This window comes from Allostigmatella hybrida (assembly GCF_020103775.1).
Lineage (GTDB): Bacteria > Myxococcota > Myxococcia > Myxococcales > Myxococcaceae > Hyalangium > Hyalangium aurantiaca.
Genome location: NZ_JAHXBH010000003.1, coordinates 307,656 through 332,842, shown reverse-complemented (window position 1 = coordinate 332,842; position 25,187 = coordinate 307,656). Strand labels below are relative to the sequence as shown.

Sequence of the window (25,187 nt, the reverse complement as noted above, 5' to 3'; positions counted from 1 at the left end):
CGATGCAGTGGGTCCTGACCGCCGCACAGATGCGCGAGGCCGAGCAGGCCGCCGAGTCCCAGCACGGAATGCCCTCGGCGCTGCTCATGGAGAACGCGGGCCGGGCCCTGGCCGAGGTGGCCCGGAGCGTGGCGGGCCCCCAGGCGCGCTTCAACGTCGTCTGCGGCCCGGGCAACAACGGTGGGGATGGGCTGGTGGCCGCGCGCTTCCTGCGGGAGGGCGGGGCGCGCCTGTCCGTGGCCGTGGTGGGCGAGCGCGGCAAGATGACCGCCGAGGCCCAGCGCAACCTGAAGGCGCTGGAGTCCGCCGCCTTCACGGCGCAGTCCCTGGGGGCCCTGCCGGAGCTGGGGCCAGGGGACGTGGTGGTGGATGCCCTCTTTGGCACCGGGCTCAGCCGGGCGCCTGCGGGGCCGTTCGCGGAGGCCATCCAGCGCATCGAGCGGTGGCGTGGGGCCGGGGCCCGGGTGGTGGCCGCCGACGTGCCCTCCGGCTTGCAGAGCGACACGGGCGAGCCCTTCACCCCATGCGTGGAGGCGGACGTCACCGTTGCCTTCGGGCTGTTCAAGCGGGGGCAGATCCTGGAGCCGGGCGCCTCGCTGTGCGGCGAGGTGCGGCGCGTGGACATCGGGCTGTCCCTGGCGGCGGCCCGGAGCCTCACGGGGCCCGGGGTGCCGCGCCTCGTGGAGGAGGCCGATGCCCGGGGGGCCCTGCCGCCCCGGCGCGCGGACAGCCACAAGGGGACGTATGGGCACGTACTGGGCGTGGCCGGCAGCCGGGGCAAGTCGGGTGCGGCGGCGCTCCTGGCCCGGGCGGCGCTGCGCTCCGGGGCTGGGCTCGTCTCCGTGGCCACCCGCGCGGAGGTGCTGGAGGGCGTGATGGCCCACGCGCCCGAAATCATGGGCATCCCCCTGGAGGCCTCGGGGCCCTTGGGCCTCGCGGACCTGGAGCCGTTGCTTGCGGCGGCCGAGGGCAAGGATGCGCTCGTCATCGGTCCGGGCATTCCCCGGGGGCCGGAGACGGGCCAGCTCATCGGCGAGCTGCTCGCGCGCGTGGACGCGGACGTGGTGCTGGACGCGGATGCGCTCAACGCCGTGGCCTCGGACCTGAGCGTTCTGCGCCGCGCGAAGCGCCAGGTGGTGCTCACGCCCCATCCGGGCGAGATGGCCCGCCTCACGGGGCTGTCCACGAAGGACGTCCAGGCCCGCCGGATGGAGGTGGCCCGGGACTTCGCGATGGAGCACGGGGTGACGCTCGTGCTCAAGGGCACCCGGACGCTCACCGTGAGCGCCGATGGGGACGTCTTCATCAACCTCACGGGCAACCCGGGCATGGCCACGGGCGGCACGGGGGATGTGCTCTCCGGCATCTGTGGCGCGTTCCTCGCGCAGGGCTTCCCGGTCCCGGACGCCATCTGGGCCGCCGTCTACACCCATGGCCTCGCGGGAGATCTCGCCGCGCGGCGCAGCGGCAAGGTGGGGCTCATCGCGGGAGACCTCCTCCAGGGGCTGTGCGACGTCTGGACGCGGTGGGAGCGGTGAGCCCTCCCACGCTGACGCGCACCGTGCGCTCCGAGTCTCCCGAGGAAACGCACCGGCTGGGCGTGCGCCTGGGCACGCTGCTGCAGCCCGGGGACTTCATCGGCCTCGTGGGAGACCTGGGGGCCGGCAAGACGCACCTGGTGCGTGGGGTGGCGGAGGGGGCCGAGGTGCCTCGCTCGGAGGTCGCCAGCCCCACGTTCGCCATCGTCTATCCCTACAGCGGGCGCATTCCGCTGTACCACGCGGACCTCTACCGCATCGCGGACGAGGACGAGCTCTACGCCACGGGGTTCTTCGATCTCGTGGGAGGCCCGGGCGCGGTGCTGGTGGAGTGGTTGGATCAGGTGCCGGGGGCGGCGCCGCGCGAGTTCCTGCGCCTCACCTTGCGCCCCACCGCGGAGGATGCCCGGGAGCTTCAGGCCGAGGCCTTCGGGGCCCGGCCCGCGGCGCTGCTGACCGCCTGGCTGCCGTGAATCAGCGTGACAGGGCGAAGTCCTGCACGGACCAGCGGTGCAGGACGAGCTGGCCATCCACGCCGACGATCCCCTCCTCGGGGATCTCTTCCCAGCCGGTCTGATCGCCGCACAGCGCTTCGCTGGCGATGACGAGCTGATCGAGCCGCGTGCCCACCGGCAGGGAGGTCTTCCCACAAGCGCCGCGGCGCCCATCGCTGATGAAGAGCGTGCGGTGCCGGCGCGTGGCCACCATCACCTCCCCATCCGTGGCGAGGAAGTTCATCGCCGAGCGGGGCTGGCCCGGCTTGTCGGTGAGCTCCGCCACCAGTTGCATCGTCTCGGCGAGCGCGCGCGCCACGTCGTCCACCCGCGCCGGCGCATCCAGCGCGGTCCGCGCGGACAGCCGGGTGAGGAAGAGGTAGAGGCAGCGCTCCGAGTCCGTCGTGCCCTGGATGTTCACGCGGAACTCCGGGTGGATGAGCGCCTCCAGGGCCTTCTGGTGCTGGGGAAAGTCTCTCAGCGTGCCGTTGTGCACGAACGACCAGCGGCCGTGCAGGAACGGGTGCGAGTTGCGCATCTCGACCGCCCCCACGGAGGCCAGGCGAACATGCGCCACCACGGTGTGCGAGGACACCAGACTGCTCACCCGGTGGAAGTCCGGATCGCTGTGGGCCGCGCCCACACCGTGCGCCACGCGAGGCGTGGGATCCGCCCCGTAGGCGGCGATTCCCCAACCATCCTTGTGTTCACGTGACTGGATGACGAGCGAGTTCTTTTGCGTCACCAGCGAGGGATGAACGGCGGCGGGAACTGCGGAACGGAATCCAAACAGGCGGCACATGGCTTTCGAGAATGATAACTCCAGCCTTGGCTGGAAGGGCGTGTCCTCCGGGATGGCCAGAGTGTAGAGGACGTTAAATTCCTCTTTAACAACAGTTCGCCGCGTCCATCCGAGACACCACCACGCGACCTGACTTCAACACCGAGCGAGCGTGATTCACTCCGAGGTGGTAGGGCAGGTGTTGATGGTTTGAGCACGAATAAATAACGAGATCGGCTTTATCACCCACGGCCAGCCTGCCTTGAGAGGGCAAGTCCAGGGCGAGGGCCGCTCCCCGGGTGGCCGCCCAGTACGCCTCGGCCGCCGTCAGCCCGTTTTCCAGGCAGGCAAGTCCCAGGGCCAGGGGCAGGTTCTCCGACATGGCCGAGCCCGGATTCACGTTGGTGCCCAAAGCAACGTTGACGCCCGCGTCGCGCAGCTTGCGGCCGGGGGCATAGGGGCGCATGCGCAGGAAGAGGGTGGAGGTGGGTACGAGCACGGCGGTGACGTCCGCCTCGGCCAGGGCGCGGATACCGGCTTCGCTCACGTGCTCCAGGTGGTCCACCGTGGCCGCGCCCAGCTCGGCGGCCAGCTCCGCGCCCCCGCCCGAGGTGAGCTGATCGCCATGCAGCCGGGGCCGCAGCCCCAGGGCCTTGGCGGCCCCCAGGAGCCTGCGCGCCTCGTCTGGCGTGAAGGCGCTCTGCTCGACGAAGATGTCGCAGAAGCGGGCCAGGCCCTCCTGGGCCACGGCGGGGAGGATCTCCTGGACGCATAGCTCCACGTAGGCCTCCCGGCGGCCCTTGTACTCCTCGGGCACGGCGTGGGCGCACAGCAGCGTGGGCACCAGCTCCACCGGCGTGAGCGGCGCCAGCCGGCGCACCACGCGCAGCATCTTCAGCTCGCTCTCCAGGTCCAGCCCGTAGCCGCTCTTCACCTCGGCCGTGGTGACGCCGTACTCCAGCAGCCGCTGGAGGCGGGGCAGGGCGAGCCGGATGAGCTCCTCCTCGCTCGCGGCCCGCGTGGCGCGCACGGTGCTGACGATGCCGCCGCCGGCCTGGGCAATCTGCAGGTAGGTGGCGCCCTGGCAGCGCAGATCGAACTCGGAGGCGCGCTCGCCTGCGAACACCAGGTGCGTGTGGGGATCCACGAAGCCTGGACCCACGAGCATGCCCCCGGCATCCAGCACCTGGGTGCCCGCCGTCACGGCGCCGGGCGGCAGCTGCGCCTCGGGGCCCACCCAGGCCACCCGGCCGCCGCGCACCCCCACGCAGGCCTGGGGCTTCGGGGTGAGGGCGCGCTCGGCGGGCTCGCGGTGGGAGCCCTCGACGGTGAGCACTTCGGAGGTGTTGCGAATCAACAGTTCCAGCGGTTCCATTCAGAGTCCCCACCTCGCCCCGGCGATGGGCGCGTTCCAGGTGCTGGAGCTTCCCGTCTTGGCCCGGCCAAAGCCTCCCGACAGCTCGAGCCGTCCCCGGGGGCCCAGGGGAAATTGCACCGCGAGGGCCGCGCCGTAATAGAGCGCGGTGGCCCGGGCGCCCTCGGAGAAGACCCGGTGGATGCCAAGGAAGGGCACCACCCCCAGGGCGACCCCCGGCTCCGGGGTGAGCGACAGGGCCATGGAGCTCTCCGCGCCGAGGAGGCTTCCCGGCCCCCCGCGCGAGCTGAGGCCGAAGTCCGTGGCCCCGCGCAGCACGAGCGCCGGGGAGAGGCCCCAGCGGGGGTTGCCCACGTACGTCGAGAGGCCTGTGTAGAGGCCGTAGCCGGGCAGGGGCAGGGGGTAGAAGAACTCCCCCTGCACCCCCATGTGCAGGAACAGCCGCTCGTTGATCGGCTCGGTGAAGGCCACGTCGTAGGCCAGGGACCACTGCTGCGTGGAGAAGCTGGTCTCGTTGCCCGCGAAGTTGGCGGGGTCCACGCTGTTCTCGAAGGGGGCCGACAGGCGCGGGCCCCCGCGCAGGCCCGCCTGGAAGAAGGAGCGCTCCGGGTTGCCCGGCCCCAGCCGCATCACCATGGGGCTCATGGTGGCGGGCGCGCAGCTCGCGAGCCACACCAGCCCCCCGAGCCCGAGGAGCGCCTTCACCTGTCCACGCCACATGCCGGGCCTCACACGGTCACACCGGGAATCTTCACCCCGCGCTCGTGCGCCACGGAGATGGCCTCCGGGTAGCCCGCGTCCGCGTGCCGGAGCACGCCCATGGCCGGGTCCACGGTGAGCACCCGCTCGATGCGCCGCGCCGCCTCCGGGGTTCCATCCGCGACGATGACCTGGCCGGAGTGCAGCGAGTAGCCCATGCCCACGCCGCCGCCATGGTGGAAGGACACCCACGAGGCGCCGTTCACCGCGTTCACCAGCGCGTTGAGGATGGGCCAGTCGGCCACCGCGTCCGAGCCATCGCGCATGGCCTCCGTCTCCCGGTTGGGCGAGGCCACCGAGCCGCAGTCCAGATGGTCTCTCCCGATGACGATGGGGGCCTTCACCTCGCCCTTGCGCACCAGCTCGTTGAGGGCGAGTCCCGCCCGGGCGCGCTCCCCGTAGCCCAGCCAGCAGATGCGCGCCGGCAGGCCCTGGAAGGCCACGCGCTGCTGCGCCATGTGGATCCACCGGCGCAGGGACTCCTTCTCCGGGAACAGCTCCAGCACCGCCTGGTCCGTGCGGCGGATGTCCGCCGGATCTCCCGAGAGCGCCACCCAGCGGAAGGGCCCGAGCCCCTCGCAGAACATGGGGCGGATATAGGCGGGCACGAAGCCGGGGAACTCGAAGGCGTTCTCCTTGCCGCCGAGCTGCGCCTGGCCGCGCAGGTTGTTGCCGTAGTCGAACACGTGGCTGCCGGCGCGCTGGAAGTCCAGCATCGCCTGCACCTGCACGCCCATCGTCTCCCGGGCCCGGCGCACGTACTCCTCGGGGTCGCGCCGGCGCAGCTCCGTGGCGGCCTCCAGCGACAGGTCCGCGGGGATGTAGCCGTTGAGCGGATCATGCGCGCTCGTCTGGTCCGTCACCAGGTCCGGGGTGATGCCCCGGCGGTACAGCTCCCGGAACACCGAGGCCGCGTTGCCGATGACGGCGATGGAGCGGCCCTCGCGCTTCTTCTGGGCCTCCTTCACCAGCGCCAGCGCCTCGTCCAGGCTCTCGGCGACCACGTCCAGGTAGCGCGTCTCCACGCGGCGCTGCGCGCGGTGCGGATCGATCTCCACGCCCAGGAAGACGGCGTTGTTCATGGTGGCCGCCAGCGGCTGCGCGCCCCCCATGCCGCCCAGGCCGCCGGAGAGTATCAGGCGCCCGGACAGGTCCGCCGAGCCGAAGTGCATGCGGCCCGCCTGCGCGAACGTCTCGTAGGTGCCCTGGAGGATGCCCTGCGTGCCGATGTAGATCCACGAGCCGGCCGTCATCTGGCCGTACATCATCAGCCCCTTCTGCTCCAGCTCGTGGAAGTGCTCCCACGTGGCCCAGCGGCCCACGAGGTTGGAGTTGGCGATGAGCACGCGGGGCGCGTCCGGGTGGGTGCGCAGCACGCCCACGGGCTTGCCGGACTGGACCAGCAGCGTCTCCTCGTCGGTGAGCGACTGGAGGCTGGAGACGATGCGGTCGAACGAAGGCCAGTCCCGCGCGGCCTTGCCGGTGCCTCCATAGACGACGAGATCCTCGGGGCGCTCGGCCACGTCGGGATCCAGGTTGTTCATCAGCATCCGGAGCGCGGCTTCCTGGACCCAGCCCTTGCACGACAGGGTGTTTCCTACGGGGGCGCGGATGACACGGGACATTCAGGGACTCCGTCGATTCGTGAAACGGCAGATGGACCACTACCCAGATTATCCGAACCGGACACTCGCCCAGCGCGTCATTTGCCACAGATTGAACGCGGGGGGGCCGCGTGCGTTAATCCTGGATGCCGCAGCTGGGGGGGAAGGCACATGTTCACTCAAAAGAAGATTTTACTGGTTGATGATTCACCCACGGTGCTGCTGATGGAGCGGCTGCTCCTTCAGGACGAGCCCTACGCCTTGCTGAGCGCCAGCAACGGCAGGGAGGCGGTGGAGGCCGCGTTCGCGCAGCAGCCGGACCTCATCCTCATGGACGTGGTGATGCCGGGGATGGACGGCTTCGAGGTGTGCCGGATCCTCCGCTCCGACAGGAGCACGTGCACCACCCCCATCATCCTGGTCACGACGAAGGCGAGCCTGGAGCACGTGGAGCGGGGCTACGAGAGCGGCTGCAACGACTACGTCACCAAGCCATTCAATGGGAATGAGCTGAGGGCGAAGATCGAAAACTTCCTGGGCCGCTAGATGACGTCCACCGCCACCCAGAAGCTTCCAGCCTTCCGTCCCCGGGCCGCCGCGGCGCTCCAGCGCCTCACGGCCAGTACCCAGCCATCCCAAGTCTTGGAGGTGATGGGGGAGATTGTCTCCCAGCTCATCGGTTGTGAGGAGTATGTGCTGCTGGCATTGAACCCGGGGACGATGGCCTTCTCGCACGTCGTCTCCATGGGGCTGACGCGGGAGCACGTCCAGGGCCTGCTGCGGCTCCAGGGCATCCTCGGCCAGGTGGCGCGCGGGGGCGTGCCGCACTTCAGCGGCCGGACCAGCGCCGCCGGGGCGAGCGTGCACGAGGCGGGGCTCACCGCGTGCATCCCCATCCGCCAGGGCGAGCGCATCTACGGGGTGCTCGCGCTCTTCCGGCTGCTGCCCCAGAAGTGGGGCTTGGAGGCGGAGGACCTCGAACTGCTGACGCTCTTCGCGGAGAACGGGGTGCTGGCCTTCGCGGGGGAGCCGGCCGCGCTTCCGCCCGAGCGGGCACCAGCCCCGGCCCCGGCGCTGGCTTCGGCGGGCCTCCGCTCGCTCTACCTCCATCCGGGGGAGATCTTCGCCTCGAATACGCCCTCCGAGGTGACCACCGTCCTGGGCTCGTGCGTCGCGGTGTCGCTGTGGGACTCGCACCTGCGCCGGGGAGGATTGAGCCACTTCCTGCTGCCCCGGGCGCCCCCGCTGCAGGCGCCGTCCATCCGCTATGGCGACCTGGCCATTCCCACGCTCGTGAACCAGTTGACGCGCTTGGGCAGCAAGCCGCAGCACCTGCAAGCGGGGATGTTCGGCGGGGCGGTGCTGGCGGGCGCGGCGCCCGAGACGGGGGCGAGCCTGGGCCAGCGCAACGCCCAGCTGGCCCGGGCGCTTCTGAAGGAACTGAACATTCCCCTCGTCGCCGAGGACGTGGGAGGCGCCTTCGGCCGCAAGCTACGCTTTCGCTCCGACGATGGGACGGTGTTGCTCAAGACGCTGAGGGGGGGATGATGCAGCTCGACAACATGGAGGCGCTTCGGGGGACCTTCCGGGCCGAGGTCCGGGGGCTGCTTCAGGACATGGAGCGCTCCTGCCGCGCACTGGAATCCCCGAGGGATGCCGAGGGGTTCAAGGGGTTGTTCCGCGCCGTTCATACCCTGCAGGGGAACTGCCGGATGATGGGGTTTCCGGAGGCCTCCGAGCTGATGCACGCCGTGGAGCGGGTGCTGCAACTGTTCGTGGCGCGCGACTTGCCACCGGGGACCGCTGTGGCTTCGTTGCTGCTCCAGTCGGTGGAGGCGCTCCGCCTGCTGCTCGGGGAGCCGGGGGAAGGGCGGGGGCGGACCGAGGTGGATCCCACCGCGCTCCAGGAGCGGCTCCTGCAACTGGTCCGGACGGGGGTAGGGCTGGGCCGGCCGGACGAGGTGCTGGCGGCGCCTCCGAGGGGAAGAGGCCCGGTGAGATGACCTAGCCCCGGTGTTAGGCTCGCCCCGAGGAGGTTCTATGGCGGACGAGCGGAGCAACGGGCAGGGGACGGCAGCGGGTTCACCCGGGGAGCGGCCTGCCGCCCTTCCCAGCGCTCAGCCACCGTTGGAGACGCGGCCTCCGGACATTGAGGCCGTGAAGACGGTCGCCGGGGGCATGCCCGCGGTGGTGTCTGCGCTTCAGCATGTCTATGGGCAGGCGGGGCCGGTGCGGGGCACCCAGTTGCTGCTGAAGATCAACCAGCAGGATGGCTTCGACTGCCCCGGGTGCGCGTGGCCCGAGCCGGACGGCCACCGCACCGTGACGGAGTTCTGCGAGAACGGCGCCAAGGCGGTGGCGGAGGAGGGCACCTCGGCGCGGGTGACGCCCGAGTTTTTTCGCCAGTGGAGCGTGGAGGAACTGTCGCGGCAATCCGACATGTGGCTCGGGAAGCAGGGCCGCCTGACGCACCCCATGGTGCTGCGGGAGGGGGCTACCCACTACGAGCCGCTCTCGTGGGAAGAGGCGTTCGCGCTGGTGGCCGGGGAGCTCAACGCCCTGGGCTCACCGGACGAGGCGTGCTTCTACACCTCGGGGCGCACGAGCAACGAGGCGGCGTTCCTCTACCAGCTCTTCGTCCGGCAGTTCGGGACCAACAACCTGCCGGACTGCGCCGACCTGTGCCACGAGTCCAGCGGCGCGGCGCTCACCGAGACGGTCGGGATCGGCAAGGGCACGGTGACGCTGGAGGACTTCGAGAAGGCCGAGGCCATCTTCGTCATCGGACAGAACCCGGGCACCAACCACCCGCGCATGCTCGTCTCGCTCCAGGAGGCGGCGCGTCGGGGGGCCCAGATTGTCAGCATCAACCCGCTGCCGGAGACGGGCCTCAACCGGTTCAAGCATCCTCAGGAGCCGTTGCAGCTCCTGGGCGGGCCCGGCACGGCCATCAACCGGCTGTGGCTCCAGGTGCGCGTCAACGGGGACGTGGCGCTGCTCCAGGGGCTGGGCAAGGCGCTCCTGGAAGAGGACGCCAAGTTCCCGGGCCGGGTGCTGGCGCGGGACTTCATCTCTCAGCGCACGGTGGGGTTCGAGGCGTATGCGGCGGCCCTGCGCGCCCTCTCCTGGGACTCCGTGGTGGAGCAGAGCGGCGTGCCGCGCGAGCAGATCCTCGCCGCGGCGGAGATCCTGGCCCGCTCGGAGAAGACGATCTTCTGCTGGGCGATGGGGCTGACCCAACACCGCAACGCGGTGGCCAACATCCAGGAGGTCGTCAACCTGGCGCTGCTGCGCGGCAGCGTGGGGAAGCCGGGCGCGGGGCTCTGCCCGGTGCGTGGCCACAGCAACGTGCAGGGCGATCGCACCATGGGCATCCTGGAGAAGCCCTCGGCCGCGTTCCTGGAGGCGCTGGAGCGGGAGTTCGGCTTCACGGCGCCCCGGAAACCCGGGCTGGACACCGTGGCCACCATTCGCGCCATGCACGAGGGGCAGGTGAAGGTGCTCTTCGCGCTGGGGGGCAACTTCCTCTCCGCGACGCCGGACACGGAGTTCACCGCCGAGGCCCTGCGCCGCACGCGCCTCACCGCGCACGTGTCCACCAAGCTCAACCGGGGGCATCTCATCCACGGTCGGCGGGCGCTCATCCTGCCGTGCCTGGGACGGACCGAGCGCGACGTCCAGGCGGGTGGGGCGCAGTTCGTCACGGTGGAGAACTCGATGGGGGTGGTGCATGCCTCGCGGGGCGCGGTGGCGCCCGCGGCGCCCACCCTGCGCAGCGAGCCGGACATCGTCGCCTCCCTGGCCCAGGCGGTTCTGGGCGCGCGCAGCCAGATGGACTGGACCGGCAAGGTGAAGGACTACGATTCCATCCGCGAGCTGATCTCCCGGACCGTTCCCGGCTTCTCACGCTTCAACCAGCGGGTCCGGGAGCCGGGGGGCTTCTACCTGCCCAACGGACCGCGCGAGGGGCGCTTCACCACGCCGGACGGCAAGGCGCACTTCACCGTGCACCCCCTGCCGCGCATCGAGCTGGAGCCCGGACAGCTCTTGATGATGACCCTGCGGAGTCACGATCAGTACAACACCACGGTGTACGGAATGGATGACCGGTACCGGGGCATCCTCAACGGCCGGCGGGTGGTGCTGATGAACCCGGAGGACATCCGGGCGCTCGGATTGGCGGAAGGTCAGAGCGTGGACCTGACGAGCCACTTCCAAGGGGAGAAGCGCGTGGCGCGCCGCTTCGTGGTGGTGCCCTACCGGATTCCGCGCCGGTGCGCGGCGACCTACTTCCCCGAGACCAACGTGCTGGTGCCCATCGACAGCGTCGCGGAGAAGAGCCGCACGCCCACCTCCAAGTCGGTGGTCATCAGCGTGGCCCCCGCCCAGGAGCTTGCCTGAGCGGTGGTTTCACACAACGTGGGCCACCTCGAGCGCGAAGCCCTTGGCCTTCTCCTTCACCAGGACTTCGCGCAGCTTCTGAGAGATGAGAAGCCGGGGCTCGGGACGTAGTTCGCCCCGCCTGACGCCAAACAGCTTGTCGGTGCGCCACCAGTCGCTGGTGTCCAAGCTGTCCCGTTCGACGGCCAGCTCCGAAATCTGGTTGAGCCCGGCAAGGTGCCCGTTGGGACAGCAGTGTTCGCCCTCGTCATCCAATTCGAAAGGGTGAACACCGGTGACGGTTCGCGCATGAAGCCGGACGGGCTTGGACGTGATGACGAGTTGCCTCCAGTCCGAGGGCTCGGGCCTGTGGCGTCCGTGGTGCAGCACAGGCTGGTAGTCCGCTCCGCGGATACCGCGTTCCACCAATGCATTCGCCAGCCGCGGCGAGACCACAATCTCTCCCGCAATCGTCTGTGCGAAGTCCTTCCCCTTGGGAATGCGCCGCGTGTCGAGGGTGAGCGGGGTGACTTGCCGGGCGCCACTGCCGCAATGCGCGCAGGCCACGGATTCGTCGTACCCGGTACCGCACAGAGTGCCCGGAGGCTCGAAGTAGGAGCGGATGGCGAGGTTCAGGAGTTCTGCGGCCTGGAGTTCCTTTGCGGAGTAGCTCCGGTGGATGCGCCAATAGGTGAAGAAGACGCCACCCCTCCGGCGGTGCTCCTGCTCAAGCTGCTGGATGTGCCGCACCTGCGGATCGGAAAGGGGCAGGACGACCTTGCGGAGGCCTTCTCCCAGAGGCACGCCGAGGTCTGGCTCCAGGAACTGTCGTGCACGCTCCTCGGCGATCCGAAACTCAATGGTCTCGCGCATGGTGGTGGACGGCGGGACAAGCATTTCTGAGGGGTGCTGTGGCTCGCGCTAATCCTGGAGATCCTGCAGGTCGGGCAGGTCGTCCGGATCAATCTTCAGCAGGACGCACAGCCGCGTCAGCGTGGAGACGCTGGGCAGCAAGCGGCCCCGCTCGATGCCCCCATACGTCATCGGGTGCAACTCGACGCGGGCGGCGATCTCCTCTTGGCTGAGCCCTGTCTTTTCGCGCGCCTCCCGGAGGGCGGCACCGAGGGCCAGGGCCCGTTGTCTCTGACTCATGGGCGGCAGACTCCGTTGGAACCCACAGCGTACGCCATCACGCGCGCGGCGTCTTTCCACTCGATCTTTCAATCGGAGGCAACTCTCGACGTAGAGTGGCCGTAAATTTACCTTCAGGGTTGTCCTGCGGGAGCCCCATGCCTCCCCAGAGGAAAGAGGAGCCTTGTCCATGCCGAGCCCGCCCCCGGGCCACCCCCCGGCCTCCGGTCCGGTCCTGCTGCAGTCCGGGCACACGACCTACGAACTCATCCGTCCCCTGGAGAAGACCTGGCACGGAGAACTGCTGCTGGCCCGGCGGCATTTCGACAAGACCTCCGGCGACTATGTCGTGCTCAAGCGCCTGAGCCGCGACTGCCGCGAGGAGGACTACCGGCGCCTCATGGAGGAGGTGGCCGTCACCTCGCGCCTCCACCACCCCGGCATCGCCGGACTGCACGACGTGCAGGGCACCACGGGCGATCCCTACCTCGTCCTGGAGCACGTGGAGGGCCACCGGCTGGAGTCCCTCCTGGAGCTCTCCGCCCTGACGGGCAAGGTCCTCTCGGAGGCCTTTGCCTGCTACCTGGGCGTCGAGGTGGCCGACGCGCTTCACCACGCCCACGAGCTCACCAGCGAGGAGGGGCGCTGGCTGCGGCTGGTCCACCGCAACGTGTCGCCCCTCACCCTGGTGGTGGGCCGCCGCGGCGAGGTGAAGCTCACCGACTTCGGCACCGTCTGGTCCACGCTGCCCGGGCGCCAGCCCACCGAGGACGACGTGCTGCCGGGCAACCTCGCCTATTCCTCGCCCGAGCTGACCCGCAAGGGGATGCTGGATGGGCGCACGGATCAGTTCTCGCTCGGGGCGGTGCTCTTCCACGTGCTCACCGGCAGGCCCCTGGTGGACGGCGCCGAGCGGCTCTCCCTGGAGATGCGCGATCTGCGGCGGCGCATGGACGAGGCGCAGGCCCTGGGGCCCCGGGACCGGGCCGGCGTGGTGCTCGCCGCGGATCTGAAGACGCAGCTGCGCACCCTCACCGAGGGCTTCGTCCAGCGCATCCGGGCGCTGAGCGCGCGGGACGTGGCGGAGGCCACGCGCATGTTGCCCACGGGCCTGCGCCCCCTGCTGCGCAAGTCCCTGGCGCCCCGGCGCAGCGACCGCTACGCCTCGTGCGCGGAGTTCGGCCACGAGCTGCGCATGCACCTGTTCCGCCTGGGGCCCATGTACGGGCGGCCCGAGGCCGAGCGCGAGGTGACGGCCCTGGTCCGCGCCGCCCCGCGCCTGCGCCCCCGGGGGCCTTTGCCCCGGCGCATCGCCCCGCCGGAGAAGCGGCGCAAGCGGGATTCCTCCCCGTAGGGGGGGGAGGGTGGTTGGCGGGGAGGCAGCCGCTGTGTTACGCCGACCCGTCTCTCGATTGACAGGAGCCGTGGATGGATCGCCGTCAGATCCGCGTCGTCGGCGCGATGCTTCAGAACGAAGAAGGGCGCTACCTCATCACCCAGCGTCCGCCCAAGGCCTCGCTGCCCCTGCTCTGGGAGTTTCCCGGAGGCCGCGTGGAGGAGGGCGAGACGGATCCCGAGGCCCTGGCGCGGGAAATCCAAGAGGAGATGGGCGTCGCCGTCGTGGTGCTCGAGCAGGCGATGCACACCCGCCACGAGTACCCGTCCTATGACATCGACTTCCGCGTCTTCCGCTGCAAGTTGAGCAACCCGGCAGCCCCCATTCGGCACCTGCGCGTGCATGACCACCGCTGGGTGTTGCTGGAGGAAATGTCCAACTACCGGTTCCCCGATGCGGATGCGCGGACCCTGGCGAAGCTGCTCGATCTGGACACCTGACGTGGGCCGCCTGGCGGGGTGGCTGCTCGTGGGCCTTCTTGCGGCCTGCTCGAGCTCGAAGCCGCCCCCTCCGGCCGCCCCGGACGCGGGCGTGCCGCCCCAGGGCCCCCCCGCGGAAGGCCTGCCCGGCTGCCTCCTGTACGGAGTACCCGAGCGCACCGGCGCCGTGCCCCCGGAGCTGCCCGAGCTGTCGGGGCTGGCCGCCAGCACGCGCCACCCCGGCGCCTTCTGGGCCCACAACGACTCGGACAATGGCTTCCACCTCTATGCCATCGACGAGACGGGCAAGCGGCTGGCCACCCTCACGCTCACGGGGGCCACCCCGCGCGACATCGAGGACGTCGCCGTGGGGCCTTGTGAGCCCCGGCCGGGGGCCGCCTCTTGCATCTACCTGGCCGACATCGGCGACAACCTGCTGAGCCGGGAAGAGGTGCGCCTGCTCCGGCTGCCGGAGCCCGAGCAGCTGGCCGATGCCCGCCTCTCCGTCGAGCCGCTGGCGTTCGTGTACCCGGATGGGCACCACAATGCCGAGGCGCTCATCATGAATCCGAGCACGGGCCAGCTGGCCGTCATCACCAAGACCCTGGAGTCGCTGGGCCACCTCTACCTCCTGGAGGGGCTGGCCCCGGGACAGACGGGCCGGGCCACCCGGCTGGGCACGTTCCAGGCCCCCTCGGAGATGGACCGCATGACGACGGGGGCGTCGCTGCACCCCTCCGGAGAGCGTTTGCTGCTTCGCACTTACACGCGCGTGTGGGAGGTGCGGATGCCACAGGCCCAGGGCCTCGGAGACTTCCTTGAAGGCCAGGTGGTGGAGGTTCCCGGCGCCAGTCAGGCCCAAGCCGAGGCCATCGCGTTCCTGGCCGATGGAAACGGCTATTTGCTGGGCTCGGAGTTCACAGGGCAACCGCTCTATCGCACTTCGTGCCGATGACAGCCCGTTGACACGTTGACAAGGGGGACACAGCGCTCGGGTTGACGGACCGACGAAGGTGACCATCTTTGGTCCGCAGGTGTGATGCCTTGCCACATGGGCAAGGCCCCGGGGGAGGGGCGAGCGTGCCGACGATGAAGCAGGAACCAACACCTTCTGGAATGGGCAAAGGGCCCAAGAAGCCTGAGAAGCCGGCGTCAAACAGAGGATTCAAGCTCGGCTCTCCGCTGGGCTACATCCTGCTGCTGGTGCTGGGCTTCCTGCTGTTCCGCCAAGTTTTCCAGGACGCGGGTGTGCGCCGTGTCAGCTACAGCCAGTTCCGCCAAGCGGTGGAAAATGGACAGTTCAACCGGGTCTACGTGTCCCCCGAGTGGGTGAAGGGAAGCCTGAAGGACAACACCGCCACCCCGCCCGCGCAGCCACAGGGCGAGGAGCGGGCGCTGCGGGGCGAGCTGCCCTCGCTGCCGTGGATGGCCTACCGGGTGCCCGGGGACGACAAGCTCGTGGATCTGCTCGAGCAGAAGGGCGTCCAGTACGAGGCGGTGCCCCAGTCGGGCTTCTCGGATGTGCTGTGGATCTGGCTCATCCCCATGGGCCTGGTGCTGCTCTTCTGGAGCTTCATGATGCGCCGGGTGGCCGGCGGCATGGGCCAGGGGCCGCAGAGCGTGATGAGCTTTGGCAAGACGCGCGCCAAGGTGCAGGCCGAGTCGGACACCGGCGTGGGCTTCAAGGACGTGGCCGGTGTGGATGAGGCCGTGGACGAGCTGCGCGAAATCGTCGAGTTCCTCAAGACGCCGGAGAAGTTCCGCCGCCTGGGCGGCCGCATCCCCAAGGGCGTGCTCCTGGTGGGCCCTCCGGGTACGGGCAAGACGCTGCTGGCGCGCGCCGTGGCGGGCGAGGCCGGGGTGCCCTTCTTCAACCTCTCGGGCTCCGAGTTCGTGGAGATGTTCGTGGGCGTGGGCGCCGCGCGGGTGAGAGATCTCTTCGCCCAGGCCACCGCCAAGGCGCCGTGCATCATCTTCATCGACGAGCTGGATGCCATCGGCAAGAGCCGCAACGCGGGTGTGGCCGGCGGCCATGACGAGCGCGAGCAGACGCTCAACCAGCTGCTGGCGGAGATGGACGGCTTCGATGGGCGCGCGGGGCTCATCATCCTGGCGGCCACCAACCGTCCGGAGATCCTCGACAGCGCGCTCATGCGGCCGGGCCGCTTCGATCGCCAGGTGCTGGTGGACCGGCCGGACAGACGGGGCCGCGAGCGGGTGCTGGAGATCCACTCCCGCCAGGTGAAGCTCGGGCCCGACGTGGACCTCAAGGGGCTGGCGTCGCGCACCCCGGGGTTCGCGGGCGCGGACCTGGCCAACGTGGTGAACGAGGCGGCGCTCCTGGCGGCGCGGCGCAACCGGGACGCGGTGACGCGGGCGGACTTCGAGGAGGCCATCGAGCGCGTGGTGGCGGGCCTGGAGAAGAAGAACCGCCGCATGAACGAGCGCGAGAAGGAGATCGTCGCGCACCACGAGGCCGGACACGCCGTGGTGGGCTGGATGCTGCCCCACGCGGAGCGGGTGACGAAGGTGTCCATCATCCCGCGCGGCCTGGCGGCGCTGGGCTACACCATGTCGATGCCGCTGGAGGACCGCTACCTCATGTCGCTGGAGGAGCTGCGCGACAAGATGGCGGGGATGATGGGCGGCCGCGCCGCGGAGGAGCTCTTCATCGGGGAGATCTCCACCGGTGCCTCGAATGACATCAAACAGGCCACGGAGATCGCCCGGGCCATGGTGCGGGACTACGGCATGAGCTCGCTGGGCCCGGTGGCGCTCGGCGCGGACCATGGCCCTGGGTTCCTCCGCTCGGCGGGGCTGCCCGAGACGCGGACCTACTCCGAGCAGACCGCGCGCATGGTGGATGAAGAGGTGAACAAGCTGGTCAGCGAGGCGCTCGACCGGGCCCGCGAGGTGCTCTCCACCCACCGGGACAAGGTGCACGCCCTGGCGGCCCGGCTGCTGGCCACCGAGGTCATCGAAGAGGAGGCCATGGCCGTGTTCCTGGGGCCCAAGGTGGTGCCGGACCGGGGGCTGCTGCACCCGGAGGCGCGCCAGGTGGTCTCCGCGCACCCGACCGAGAACCAGGAGGGCGCGCCGCCGACCCAGCACGCCCAGGGAACGCGCGACGTCTGATCGCTTGCTTGAGGAGCACGCAGGGGGCCTGTTGTCCGGGCCCCCTGCGGCATTTTCGGGGACGGATTAGCTTGGAATGAAGAGGAGGTGGCTTCCGTGGAGAACAGGATTGGGAAGAGCTACATGGCCCGGAAAGCGCTGTTCGCCAAGGGGCTGAGGGATGGGCGGCTCACGGTGCAGGAAATCGAAGAGGCCCTGCCCTCGGGCACGCTCACCGCGGCGGAGCGTTGGCTGCTGTACTACTCGCTGCGCGCCGCGCAGGTGGAAATCATCGACGAGGTGACCGGGCAGGTGGACCACGGGTTCCTGCAGGAGCACGAGTCCGCGCCCTCCGAGCATTAGTGGGGTCGCGCGTTGACAGGCCGGGGCTGCCGGTTAGGTTCGGCCTGTTCAGCGATGTAGGAATTCGACGACACCCATACTCGGCGCAGGTTCGACATGAACGGCCACACCCAGAACGGAAAGCACGAGCAAGCCCCTGCCGGGGAGTCCACGCAACCGGCCACCACGGAAGCCTCGGCCCCCCCGGAGGAGGCGGCCGCGCAGCAGGAGCCCGAGGCGGCGGCCCCGGGCGACGCGGAGCGGCAGCGGCTGGAGACCGAGCTGGAGGCCACCCGGCGCCGCCTGGACGAGCTGGCGCGGGCCTACCAGACGCTCGACAAGGACCGCGAGGAGTTCAAGCAGCGGCTCACCCGCGAGCGCGAGCGGATGATCGACGTGGAGCGCGGCAACGTGGCCGTGACGGTGCTGGAGGCCATCGACGAGCTGGACCGGTGCCTGTCCATGAGCGGCGCGGAGGCGAACTCCTCGCTGGGGCAGGGCGTGCGGATGATCCGCGACGGGCTGCTCGCCAAGGTGCAGTCCTCGGGCATCGAGCGCATCCAGGTGGTAGGGCAGACGTATGATCCCAACACCGCGGAGGCCGCGGACATGGAAATCACCCCCCAGGAGGACCACGATCAGCGCGTGGTGGCGGAGATTCGCGCCGGGTACCGGCTCAAGGACCGCATCATCCGGCCGGCCCGGGTGAAGGTGGCCAAGTACGTGCCGCCCGCACAGGCTTGACCTGCTGCCCAGAGGGAAATAGGCGGGAGGGGTGGCTGTTTCCCCTGCCGTCATGCGCCCTCTCATGCTCCCTTCCTCGCTCCCCGCCTGGTGCCTGCTGTTCTCCCTGGCATTCGTCACCGCTGCCCAGGCGGAAGGGGGGCTGAACCCCTGGCTTCAGGCCCGGGCGCGCGAGCACGCCGTGTGGATGGCGAAGCAGGAGCACCGCTCGGAGGCGGGCGCGCTGGCGCTCTGGCGGGAGCGGCCCGCGTCCCAAAACCCGGACATTCCCGACTTCGTTCCCCCCTCGTCCCTGGCGCCGCTGATCCGCGCGGTGGAGGCGAGCGTGGTGCGCATCAGCACCCTGAACGCCCCGTCGCGGACCGGGGTGGCGGGGCGCTCGACGGGCTCCGGCTTCGTGCTCACCCCGGATGGCCTGGTGGTGACCAACAACCACGTCGTCGCCCGGGCGCAGAGCATCGACGTGGGGCTGGCGGATGGCCGTGAGTTTCCCGCCGAGGTGGTGGGCCGGGATGCCTCCACGGACGTGGCGCTCCTGAGGCTGCGGGGCGTCGGGTCCACGCCGCTGCCGGCGGTGTACCTGGGAGACTCCGACCGCCTGGAGGTGGGGGACTGGGTGGTGGCCATTGGCAACCCGTTCGGGCTGGACCACTCCGTGTCGCACGGGATGATCTCCGCGAAGGAGCGCGTGCTGGGCGTGGATGTGTTCGATGACTTCATCCAGACGGATGCGCTCATCAACCCCGGCAACTCCGGGGGGCCGCTGTTCAACATGCGCGGCGAGGTGGTGGGGGTGAACACCGCCATCATGAGCCAGGGGCAGGGCATTGGCTTCGCGGTGCCCATCAACCTGGTGAAGGACCTGCTGCCCAACCTGCGCGAGAACGGCCGGCTGGAGCGCGGGTGGCTGGGGCTGAACGTGGACGATGCGCATCCCGGGCAGCCTGAGCGCTACCTGGTGGTGAAGCACGTGTACCGCCGCAGCCCGGCGGCCGAGGCCGGCATCCGCGCGGGAGACCAGGTGCTGGCCGTCAACGGCAAGGCCATCGACTCCTACCTTCAGCTGATGCGCAAGGTGGCGCTGCTGGCGCCCGGGACGGAGACGAAGCTGACGCTGATGCGCGGCGGCACCCGGCAGGAGGTGGCGGTGAAGCTGGCCGCGCGCCCGGCGCCGGAGACCCTGCAGGCCCTGGCGGGCCCCGGCAACGTGGACGAGCTGGGGCTGGTGCTGAAGGACCTGTCCCCGGAGGTGGCCTCCGCCCTGGGCCACACCGCGTACTCGGGGGCCCTCGTGACCGGGGTGGTGCCGCGCAGCCCCGCGGCCCAGGCGGGCGTCACCGCCGGGGATGTCATCACCGAGGTGAACCGGCGGCGTGTGAAGGACGTGGCCGGCGTGCGCGCCACCCTGGAGAGGGGCAACGGGGGCGGCACGAACGTGCTCCTCCGGGTGCAGCGTGGGGATGTGCAGCAGTACCTGGCGTTGGCCCCCTGAGGGCCAGCGCCTACTTCTTCTTGGGGGCGTCCTTGCCCTCGAGCCACAGGCCCAGCTCCTGGCCGGTGCGCCCCTCGGTGACGAGGATGGCCTCGATGCGCGCGGCCACCCCGAACGCCTTTCCCCCGTTGGGTTTGCTCAGGGTCCAGATGTCCATCGGCGTGAAGATGACCTGGACCCGGACCCCCTGGGAGGAGAACAGCCGCGAGAACACGCCGCCGTTCCAACCCCGGGGCGACGTCCCCGTCACGGTGAGGGCCGGCACGAGCGGGGTGCCCTCTTCGTCCGTCTTCTTGGGCGTGCCGTCGGTGAGGGCGTAGCGGCCCCCGGGGAACACGGGGGTGATGTGGACGGAGAAGTGGCCGGTGTTCGGCTGGTAGGCACCGGGGGCCACCATGGTGGCCACCTCCTCGGTGACGATCATGTACATGCGCTTGCCGCGGTAGTGCTTGCGGAAGGCATCCGCCTTGGTGCGGCAGTCCGACGAGGCGAACAGGCTTCCGCACTCCCCGATGTAGCGATCCAGGAAGGCCCCCAGGCCCCCCAGCGGCTCGGCCGTGTCCCTCAGCCGGGCGAAGCGGGGATCCACATCCGCGTGGGCGAACGCGGGCAAGAGCAGCACGAGGCACAGGAGGCGGCGGATCACGGCGCGGACTTTCCAGGAAAGGGGAGGGGGACGCCCTCCCATGATACCGGGCCCCGGGGGCCCCAGGGGCCCACGCGACAGGGTGCGTCAAGGTGTACCAGGGTGGATATTTTGACTACATGAAACCACCATGTAGGTTGAGCGCATCCAACCCCCTCTGGGAGGCATCTCTCGTGGAAGAACGGCGCTCAAACCTTCGCTTCGACAAGGTCTTCACGGTGTACCTGAGCACGCGGGATGGGATGACGCGGGGCATTGGCCGCAACATCAGCGCCCGGGGCATGTTCGTGGAGACGCGGGAGCCGATGCCGCTGGGGGAGAAGTTGAAGGTCACCTTTGCGGGTGAGGACGGCACGGAGATGACGTGCCTGTGCGAGGTCCGCTACCAGGTGGCGCTGGCCTACGGGCGCAAGGATGGGCGCGAGGGCAACAGCCGGGGCGTGGGGCTGCGCGTGGTGGCCTACGAGACGCAGGATGACGCGCCCCTGCTGCTGGTGGACCGCGAGCGGGTGATGCACTGAAACGGCGAAGGGCACGGCCCCGCGTGGCGGACCGTGCCCCCGAAGCCACCCCCGGGCCGCGCGTGGCGGCGGGGCGGGCCTACTGCGAGAAGCCCTCGAGGAGGTAGTGGGCCTCGATGCGCTTGAGCGCGAGAATCATGGCGGCGCAGCGCGGGTCCACCGTCTTGCCGATGCAGTACGCGCGGCTGTCATGCATCTCGGTCTTGCGCGGCTGGTTGCGGGAGATGTCCCGGATGATGCGGTAGTTGCGCTTCATGGCGCGCTCGAGGCGCTGATCCACCTCGGCCTCGCTCCAGCGCTCCATGCGCTTGTTCTGGATCCACTCGTAGTAGCTCACCGTCACGCCGCCGGCATTGGCGATGATGTCCGGGATGAGATCGATGCCGCGCTTGAGGAGCACGCGGTCGGCGTCAGGGGTGGTGGGGCCGTTGGCGCCCTCGGCGATGAGCTTGACCTTGAGCCGCTCGGCCACCTCCGCGGTGATCTCCCCGCCGAGCGCGGCCGGGAAGAGGATGTCCGCCGGGATGTCCCACAGGTCCTTCTTCTCGATGCGCTGGGCGCCGGGGAAGCCCAGGACGCTGCGCTTGAGGTTCTTCGGGTCCTGCACGTAGGCCGTGAGCGCGGTCACGTCGATGCCATCCCCGTTGAAGATGGTGCCGTCGGCGTCGTTCACCGCCAGGAGGCGGGCGCCCATGTTGGAGAGGATGGCGGCGCCGTGGCTGCCCACGTTGCCGAAGCCCTGGAGGAGGAAGGTCTTCCCCTTCACGGACTCGCCGCGGTCGGCGTAGTAGTCCTCGATGCAGAAGGCGACGCCCTGGCCGGTGGCCTTGGCGCGGCCCTCGGAGCCGCCGATGCGCACGTCCTTGCCGGTGACGATGCCGCGCAGGTGGTGGCGCTCGCGCTCACCGTCCGAGTACTGGCGGTACATGAGCGCCATGATCTCCCCGTTGGTGCCCACGTCCGGGGCGGGGATGTCGATGTTGGGCCCGATGAGGTTCTTGAGCTTGTACATGAAGCGCAGGGTGATGTTCTCCAGCTCCTCCTTGCCGTACTGGCGCGGATCGATCTGGATGCCGCCCTTGCCGCCGCCGAAGGGAACCTCGGAGATGGCCGTCTTCCACGTCATCTCCGCGGCCAGGGCCTTGAACAGGTCCAGCGACACCTCGCGGTGGTAGCGGATGCCTCCTTTATAGGGGCCCCGGGCCTGGTTGTGCTGAACGCGGTAGGCCTTGAAGCGCTGGGACTCGCCGGGCACCAGCTGGTACACGCCCCCATCGGGCAGCCGCAGGTGGCCCCGGCGGATGGCCACGTCCGAGCCCAGCAGGGCGCGGCCGTTGAGGATGATCTTCCCATCGGCCAGGCGCTCCAGGCCCTCGGGGTTGCGCACCTGCGTGACGGACAGGTCCGAGAAGTCCTTGCTCTCCTGGGCGGACAGGGGGACGAGGCGGTCCTTCAGCTTGGTGGTGACGTAGAAGATGTGCTCGTAGTCGGGCTCCTCGAGCTCCAACCGGACGCGCTTGTCGAGGCCGATGAGATCGGCGGCGCGGTCGAAGATCTCCATCGCCTCCGTGTAGACGGTGCGCTTGGGGGAACGGGCCGGGGCGCGCATGAAGTTCTCTTCGCTGGCCATGGGAATGTGCTCCTTGCGTGAGGGCGAAGCGTGCTGCTGGGGGCGGTTATGAGCACAGGCGCACGGGGGAATCAATCGCCCCCATAACGATTTCATGCCAAAAACACGTGAAATGTCGGGCACTTAGGCAACGCGCCGTGTCACGAATGGGAAGCGGCAAGAGGGCGGGCAGGCGCGTGCGATCAAAACCGGTTGCCCTGTGGAAAAGTGCATGGTATTCGCCCCGCCACGCCGCGCGCCGACATAGCTCAGTTGGTAGAGCAACTGATTCGTAATCAGTAGGTCTCCGGTTCAAATCCGGATGTCGGCTCCAAAAAAATCAAAGGCTTGAGGGCCGGTTGCGAGAGCAGCCGGCCCTTTTTGTTGGTGCTGAGCCCCCGCGCGAACCAGGGGCCGGGCGTACGGCCTCTCGTTTCACGCCCTGTCCTACAGTCCAGTTTCATGAGTTCCGGGACTCTCACTCTGGGCGAAAAAGTGCCGCTGGGGTATCCATGATCCGATGGAAACCTCCAGCGTGTCGCCCGCTGAAGACGTTCTGCTCGAGCCGCAAGCGATGCAGGCCCTTCTGCAGGCCCTCAGCGCCCGGTTGCGGAACCTGGAGGGGCCCGATGCGATCACGGCGGCTGGCACGCAGCTGCTCGGGACGCACCTGCGGGCCAATCGCGTCACCTGCTGCACCGTGAACGAGCGGGGCGAGGGCGCAACGGTCTGGTGGAGCTGGACGGATGGCTCGGTTCCCGAGCTGAAGGGCTCCTGCGGGATCAGCGACAGCTGCGGCGGGGCCGGTTACCGCGCTGGACAGATTCACCGGGTGGAGGACAGCGAGGCGTGGCCCGAGGGCACCGCTTTGCGCGAGGAGTTCCGGCAGTCCGGTATCCGCGCCTCCGTCAGAGTGCCCCTGTTCAAGCTCGGGCAGCTCGCGGCGATCCTCGGCGTGAGCTGCGCGATGCCCCGGCGCTGGACGGAGGCCGAGGTTCACCTCATCCGCGAGGCCAGCGAGCGGATCTGGCTGGAGGTGGAGCGCGCCCGCGCCGAGGCGGCACTGCGTGAGTCCGCGCTCAAGGATGCGTTCCTCTCCCGGCTGTCGCATGAGCTCGCCACGCCCCTGGCGGCGATGCGGCTGTGGATCGAGTTCCTCAAGAGCGATCCGGGCCGGTTGAACGGCGCGCTCGAGGCCCTGTCGCAGGCGGAACAGGCGCAGTCCCGGCTGGTGCGCGACCTGCTCGACATGTCCCGGGCGGTGAAGGGGACGTTCGGGCTGATGCGGGATGTCTGTGAGCTCATGGAGCCCGTGTCCGCGGCGGTGAAGCTCATGGGCCCCACCTCCCAGCAGAAGGGCCTCCACGTGGAGGTCATCCAAGAAGACCCGCCGCTGGTGAATGCGGATTCCAAGCGGCTCCAGCAAGCCATCTCCCACTTGCTGAGCAACGCGGTGAAGTTCACCGGGCCCGGGGGACACATCACCGTGCGCCTCGAAGGCGCGGCCCAGGGCGCGCTCCTGTCCATCCAGGACACGGGGCAGGGGTTCGCGCCGGACTTCCAGCCGCATCTCTTCGCTCCTTTCCGGCAAGAGGAAGAAGGCCCGAGCCGCACCCAGGGCGGTTTGGGCTTGGGCCTCTCGCTCGTGCGGCGGATCGTCGAGCTGCACGGAGGGTGGGTCTCGGGGGAGAGCCCGGGCGTGGGCCGTGGAGCGGTCTTCCGGTTGTGGATGCCCGCTTACGCGTTCGACGAGGACGCGCCCCCTGAGCCCCCGGCGCAGGCCGGGCAAGGGCCCGGGCTGGCCGACGTCGGCATTCTCGTCGTCGAGGACGAGCTGCTGACGCGGCAGGGGCTGAAGGCCGTGCTCGAGTCGCAGGGCGCGCGCGTGGAGGCCGTGTCGAGCGCGGCGGCGGCCCTGGAGGCGCTGCGTGGCCGTGTCTTCGATGTGCTGCTCTGCGACATCGCGATGCCCGGTGAGGACGGCTACAGCCTGATCCACCGGATCCGTGCGATGCCAGGGCCCTCTGCGCGGATCCGCGCGGCGGCATACACCGCCCACATGCGCGAGGAAGACAAGCTGCGCGTGTTGGCGGCGGGCTTCCAGCTCTACATCCCCAAATCCGTGGAGCCCTCTCGGCTAAGCCAGCTCCTGTCCGGGCTCGCGGCCGCTGCGGCACGCTGAGCGCAGGAGAGCGCACGATGGTGAAGCTCCGAGTTCTCGTGGTCGATGACCATTCCTTGATGCGCAGCACGCTTCGCAGCGTCATTGATTGGCAGCAGGACATGGAAGTCATCGCCGAGGCCGCCGATGGGTCAGAAGCCATCGCCCAGGCGAGGCGGCTGACACCGGATGTGACGCTCCTGGATGTGTCGATGCCAGGCATGCCAGGCATCGAGGTGGCCCAGCAGCTCAAGCGCGCGGTGCCCCGCATGAAGATCCTCGCGCTGTCCGCGCACGAGGATGAGGACCACGCCAGCCGGATGCTCTCCATGGGCGCGGATGGCTATGCGACCAAGAGCACGAGTTCCATGGACCTGCTGGACGCCATCCGGCGGGTGGCCGCCGGGGAGCGGTACTTGGACAGAAGCATCGCGGGCAAGACCGGTGGCGCCGCCAGCCTGGACAGTGTCCTGGCCGATGCCTCCGTGTTGACCTCCGAGGAGGCGGAGGTGCTCAAGCAGTTCGCGCAAGGCTATCCCCTGAAGCAGATCGCCTCCACGCTCAAGCTCAATGCGGTGGCCGTGGAACGGCACAAGAAGCGGGGAATGGTGAAGCTGGGCCTCAAGACGCGTGCCGACGTGGCGCACTTCGCCTCCGCGCACGGGTGGCTCTGACGTCAGC

Annotated in this window: 24 protein-coding genes and 1 tRNA gene; 17 read left to right on the top strand and 8 right to left on the bottom strand. The window is 69.6% G+C overall.

Features of this window, described 5'->3' with window-relative positions; all coding sequences use genetic code 11:
- Positions 1–2: 2 nt before the first annotated feature.
- A complete protein-coding gene (locus tag KY661_RS08460; protein WP_225409718.1) occupies positions 3–1,538 on the top strand; it encodes an NAD(P)H-hydrate dehydratase in 1,536 nt (511 codons plus the stop codon).
- Complete coding sequence (tsaE, locus tag KY661_RS08455) at positions 1,535–2,011, top strand: tRNA (adenosine(37)-N6)-threonylcarbamoyltransferase complex ATPase subunit type 1 TsaE (RefSeq protein WP_225409717.1); 477 nt, start codon at positions 1,535–1,537, stop codon at positions 2,009–2,011. Before KY661_RS08460 ends, tsaE begins: the two co-directional genes overlap by 4 nt.
- 1 nt (position 2,012) lies before the next feature.
- Here tsaE and KY661_RS08450 read toward each other — a convergent pair whose 3' ends face one another.
- From KY661_RS08450 to hutU, 4 genes are all read right to left on the bottom strand, one after another.
- Positions 2,013–2,834 (bottom strand): class II glutamine amidotransferase, encoded by an 822-nt coding sequence (locus KY661_RS08450; RefSeq protein WP_225409716.1) that lies wholly within the window; start codon positions 2,832–2,834, stop codon positions 2,013–2,015.
- A gap of 85 nt (positions 2,835–2,919) precedes the next feature.
- On the bottom strand, positions 2,920–4,188 hold the full coding sequence (hutI, locus tag KY661_RS08445) for an imidazolonepropionase (RefSeq protein ID WP_225409715.1): 1,269 nt from the start codon (positions 4,186–4,188) through the stop codon (positions 2,920–2,922).
- Positions 4,189–4,908, bottom strand: a complete 720-nt coding sequence (locus tag KY661_RS08440) for a hypothetical protein (protein WP_225409714.1) — start codon at positions 4,906–4,908, stop codon at positions 4,189–4,191.
- Positions 4,909–4,916: 8 nt separating this feature from the next.
- Complete coding sequence (gene hutU, locus KY661_RS08435) at positions 4,917–6,572, bottom strand: urocanate hydratase (protein WP_225409713.1); 1,656 nt, start codon at positions 6,570–6,572, stop codon at positions 4,917–4,919.
- Positions 6,573–6,722: 150 nt separating this feature from the next.
- On the opposite strand from hutU, the gene KY661_RS08430 reads away from it, so the two are divergent.
- Genes KY661_RS08430 through KY661_RS08415 form a run of 4 tightly spaced genes read left to right on the top strand, consistent with a single transcriptional unit; the run spans position 6,723 to position 10,952 of the window.
- Positions 6,723–7,097, top strand: a complete 375-nt coding sequence (locus KY661_RS08430; protein ID WP_225409712.1) for a response regulator — start codon at positions 6,723–6,725, stop codon at positions 7,095–7,097.
- Complete coding sequence (locus tag KY661_RS08425; protein ID WP_225409711.1) at positions 7,098–8,099, top strand: GAF domain-containing protein; 1,002 nt, start codon at positions 7,098–7,100, stop codon at positions 8,097–8,099.
- On the top strand, positions 8,096–8,554 hold the full coding sequence (locus KY661_RS08420) for an Hpt domain-containing protein (protein ID WP_225409710.1): 459 nt from the start codon (positions 8,096–8,098) through the stop codon (positions 8,552–8,554). Before KY661_RS08425 ends, KY661_RS08420 begins: the two co-directional genes overlap by 4 nt.
- Positions 8,555–8,591: 37 nt before the next feature.
- Entirely contained in the window at positions 8,592–10,952 is a 2,361-nt protein-coding gene (locus tag KY661_RS08415; RefSeq protein ID WP_225409709.1) for an FdhF/YdeP family oxidoreductase, read from the top strand.
- Positions 10,953–10,961: 9 nt separating this feature from the next.
- On the opposite strand, the gene KY661_RS08410 is transcribed toward KY661_RS08415, so the two are convergent.
- Both KY661_RS08410 and KY661_RS08405 read right to left on the bottom strand, forming a co-directional pair.
- A complete protein-coding gene (locus tag KY661_RS08410; protein ID WP_225409708.1) occupies positions 10,962–11,804 on the bottom strand; it encodes a hypothetical protein in 843 nt (280 codons plus the stop codon).
- Positions 11,805–11,852: 48 nt separating this feature from the next.
- A complete protein-coding gene (locus tag KY661_RS08405) occupies positions 11,853–12,083 on the bottom strand; it encodes a helix-turn-helix transcriptional regulator (protein WP_225409707.1) in 231 nt (76 codons plus the stop codon).
- A gap of 169 nt (positions 12,084–12,252) precedes the next feature.
- Between KY661_RS08405 and KY661_RS08400 the strand changes: the two genes are divergently transcribed.
- The 7 genes from KY661_RS08400 (at position 12,253) to KY661_RS08370 (ending at position 19,569) form a co-directional block, all read left to right on the top strand.
- Positions 12,253–13,416, top strand: coding sequence for a serine/threonine protein kinase (locus KY661_RS08400; protein ID WP_225409706.1), 1,164 nt, complete (start codon positions 12,253–12,255; stop codon positions 13,414–13,416).
- A 74-nt stretch (positions 13,417–13,490) separates the two neighbouring features.
- Positions 13,491–13,898 carry a (deoxy)nucleoside triphosphate pyrophosphohydrolase gene (locus tag KY661_RS08395; protein WP_075006261.1) on the top strand — a complete coding sequence of 136 codons (408 nt, stop codon included), beginning with the start codon at positions 13,491–13,493 and terminating at the stop codon, positions 13,896–13,898.
- A complete protein-coding gene (locus KY661_RS08390; protein ID WP_263436798.1) occupies positions 13,858–14,832 on the top strand; it encodes a hypothetical protein in 975 nt (324 codons plus the stop codon). The genes KY661_RS08395 and KY661_RS08390 overlap by 41 nt, the downstream gene beginning before the upstream one ends.
- Before the next feature lie 161 nt (positions 14,833–14,993).
- Positions 14,994–17,012 carry an ATP-dependent zinc metalloprotease FtsH gene (gene ftsH / locus KY661_RS08385; protein ID WP_225409704.1) on the top strand — a complete coding sequence of 673 codons (2,019 nt, stop codon included), beginning with the start codon at positions 14,994–14,996 and terminating at the stop codon, positions 17,010–17,012.
- Between the two features lie 96 nt (positions 17,013–17,108).
- On the top strand, positions 17,109–17,354 hold the full coding sequence (locus KY661_RS08380; RefSeq protein ID WP_075006344.1) for an RNA polymerase sigma factor region1.1 domain-containing protein: 246 nt from the start codon (positions 17,109–17,111) through the stop codon (positions 17,352–17,354).
- A gap of 96 nt (positions 17,355–17,450) precedes the next feature.
- Entirely contained in the window at positions 17,451–18,077 is a 627-nt protein-coding gene (locus tag KY661_RS08375; protein ID WP_225409703.1) for a nucleotide exchange factor GrpE, read from the top strand.
- A gap of 64 nt (positions 18,078–18,141) precedes the next feature.
- Positions 18,142–19,569, top strand: coding sequence for a trypsin-like peptidase domain-containing protein (locus KY661_RS08370; RefSeq protein WP_225409702.1), 1,428 nt, complete (start codon positions 18,142–18,144; stop codon positions 19,567–19,569).
- A 10-nt stretch (positions 19,570–19,579) separates the two neighbouring features.
- On the opposite strand, the gene KY661_RS08365 is transcribed toward KY661_RS08370, so the two are convergent.
- Complete coding sequence (locus KY661_RS08365; RefSeq protein ID WP_398577160.1) at positions 19,580–20,215, bottom strand: DUF6066 family protein; 636 nt, start codon at positions 20,213–20,215, stop codon at positions 19,580–19,582.
- A 119-nt stretch (positions 20,216–20,334) separates the two neighbouring features.
- Here KY661_RS08365 and KY661_RS08360 point away from each other — a divergent pair, with 119 nt between their 5' ends.
- Positions 20,335–20,736 (top strand): PilZ domain-containing protein, encoded by a 402-nt coding sequence (locus KY661_RS08360; RefSeq protein WP_225409700.1) that lies wholly within the window; start codon positions 20,335–20,337, stop codon positions 20,734–20,736.
- Positions 20,737–20,815: 79 nt separating this feature from the next.
- Here KY661_RS08360 and KY661_RS08355 read toward each other — a convergent pair whose 3' ends face one another.
- Complete coding sequence (locus KY661_RS08355; RefSeq protein WP_075006267.1) at positions 20,816–22,366, bottom strand: Glu/Leu/Phe/Val family dehydrogenase; 1,551 nt, start codon at positions 22,364–22,366, stop codon at positions 20,816–20,818.
- A 237-nt stretch (positions 22,367–22,603) separates the two neighbouring features.
- Here KY661_RS08355 and KY661_RS08350 point away from each other — a divergent pair.
- The 3 genes from KY661_RS08350 (at position 22,604) to KY661_RS08340 (ending at position 25,180) form a co-directional block, all read left to right on the top strand.
- Positions 22,604–22,679: transfer RNA gene (locus tag KY661_RS08350), tRNA-Thr, on the top strand.
- 240 nt (positions 22,680–22,919) lie between these two features.
- Positions 22,920–24,527: a hybrid sensor histidine kinase/response regulator gene (locus KY661_RS08345; protein ID WP_225409699.1), complete on the top strand. Its 1,608-nt coding sequence runs from the start codon at positions 22,920–22,922 to the stop codon at positions 24,525–24,527.
- 17 nt (positions 24,528–24,544) lie between these two features.
- Positions 24,545–25,180: a response regulator transcription factor gene (locus KY661_RS08340; RefSeq protein ID WP_225409698.1), complete on the top strand. Its 636-nt coding sequence runs from the start codon at positions 24,545–24,547 to the stop codon at positions 25,178–25,180.
- Positions 25,181–25,187 lie beyond the last annotated feature (7 nt).

What these genes read in the sequence shown, in the direction of transcription:
- KY661_RS08460 (WP_225409718.1), top strand. Translation starts at nt 3, where the DNA reads ATGCAGTGGGTCCTGACCGCCGCACAGATGCGCGAGGCCGAGCAGGCC.
- KY661_RS08450 (WP_225409716.1), bottom strand. Translation starts at nt 2,834, where the DNA reads ATGTGCCGCCTGTTTGGATTCCGTTCCGCAGTTCCCGCCGCCGTTCAT.
- hutI (WP_225409715.1), bottom strand. Translation starts at nt 4,188, where the DNA reads ATGGAACCGCTGGAACTGTTGATTCGCAACACCTCCGAAGTGCTCACC.
- KY661_RS08440 (WP_225409714.1), bottom strand. Translation starts at nt 4,908, where the DNA reads ATGTGGCGTGGACAGGTGAAGGCGCTCCTCGGGCTCGGGGGGCTGGTG.
- hutU (WP_225409713.1), bottom strand. Translation starts at nt 6,572, where the DNA reads ATGTCCCGTGTCATCCGCGCCCCCGTAGGAAACACCCTGTCGTGCAAG.
- KY661_RS08430 (WP_225409712.1), top strand. Translation starts at nt 6,723, where the DNA reads ATGTTCACTCAAAAGAAGATTTTACTGGTTGATGATTCACCCACGGTG.
- KY661_RS08425 (WP_225409711.1), top strand. Translation starts at nt 7,098, where the DNA reads ATGACGTCCACCGCCACCCAGAAGCTTCCAGCCTTCCGTCCCCGGGCC.
- KY661_RS08420 (WP_225409710.1), top strand. Translation starts at nt 8,096, where the DNA reads ATGATGCAGCTCGACAACATGGAGGCGCTTCGGGGGACCTTCCGGGCC.
- KY661_RS08415 (WP_225409709.1), top strand. Translation starts at nt 8,592, where the DNA reads ATGGCGGACGAGCGGAGCAACGGGCAGGGGACGGCAGCGGGTTCACCC.
- KY661_RS08410 (WP_225409708.1), bottom strand. Translation starts at nt 11,804, where the DNA reads ATGCGCGAGACCATTGAGTTTCGGATCGCCGAGGAGCGTGCACGACAG.
- KY661_RS08405 (WP_225409707.1), bottom strand. Translation starts at nt 12,083, where the DNA reads ATGAGTCAGAGACAACGGGCCCTGGCCCTCGGTGCCGCCCTCCGGGAG.
- KY661_RS08400 (WP_225409706.1), top strand. Translation starts at nt 12,253, where the DNA reads ATGCCGAGCCCGCCCCCGGGCCACCCCCCGGCCTCCGGTCCGGTCCTG.
- KY661_RS08395 (WP_075006261.1), top strand. Translation starts at nt 13,491, where the DNA reads ATGGATCGCCGTCAGATCCGCGTCGTCGGCGCGATGCTTCAGAACGAA.
- KY661_RS08390 (WP_263436798.1), top strand. Translation starts at nt 13,858, where the DNA reads ATGCGCGGACCCTGGCGAAGCTGCTCGATCTGGACACCTGACGTGGGC.
- ftsH (WP_225409704.1), top strand. Translation starts at nt 14,994, where the DNA reads ATGGGCAAAGGGCCCAAGAAGCCTGAGAAGCCGGCGTCAAACAGAGGA.
- KY661_RS08375 (WP_225409703.1), top strand. Translation starts at nt 17,451, where the DNA reads ATGAACGGCCACACCCAGAACGGAAAGCACGAGCAAGCCCCTGCCGGG.
- KY661_RS08370 (WP_225409702.1), top strand. Translation starts at nt 18,142, where the DNA reads ATGCTCCCTTCCTCGCTCCCCGCCTGGTGCCTGCTGTTCTCCCTGGCA.
- KY661_RS08360 (WP_225409700.1), top strand. Translation starts at nt 20,335, where the DNA reads ATGAAACCACCATGTAGGTTGAGCGCATCCAACCCCCTCTGGGAGGCA.
- KY661_RS08355 (WP_075006267.1), bottom strand. Translation starts at nt 22,366, where the DNA reads ATGGCCAGCGAAGAGAACTTCATGCGCGCCCCGGCCCGTTCCCCCAAG.
- KY661_RS08345 (WP_225409699.1), top strand. Translation starts at nt 22,920, where the DNA reads ATGCAGGCCCTTCTGCAGGCCCTCAGCGCCCGGTTGCGGAACCTGGAG.
- KY661_RS08340 (WP_225409698.1), top strand. Translation starts at nt 24,545, where the DNA reads ATGGTGAAGCTCCGAGTTCTCGTGGTCGATGACCATTCCTTGATGCGC.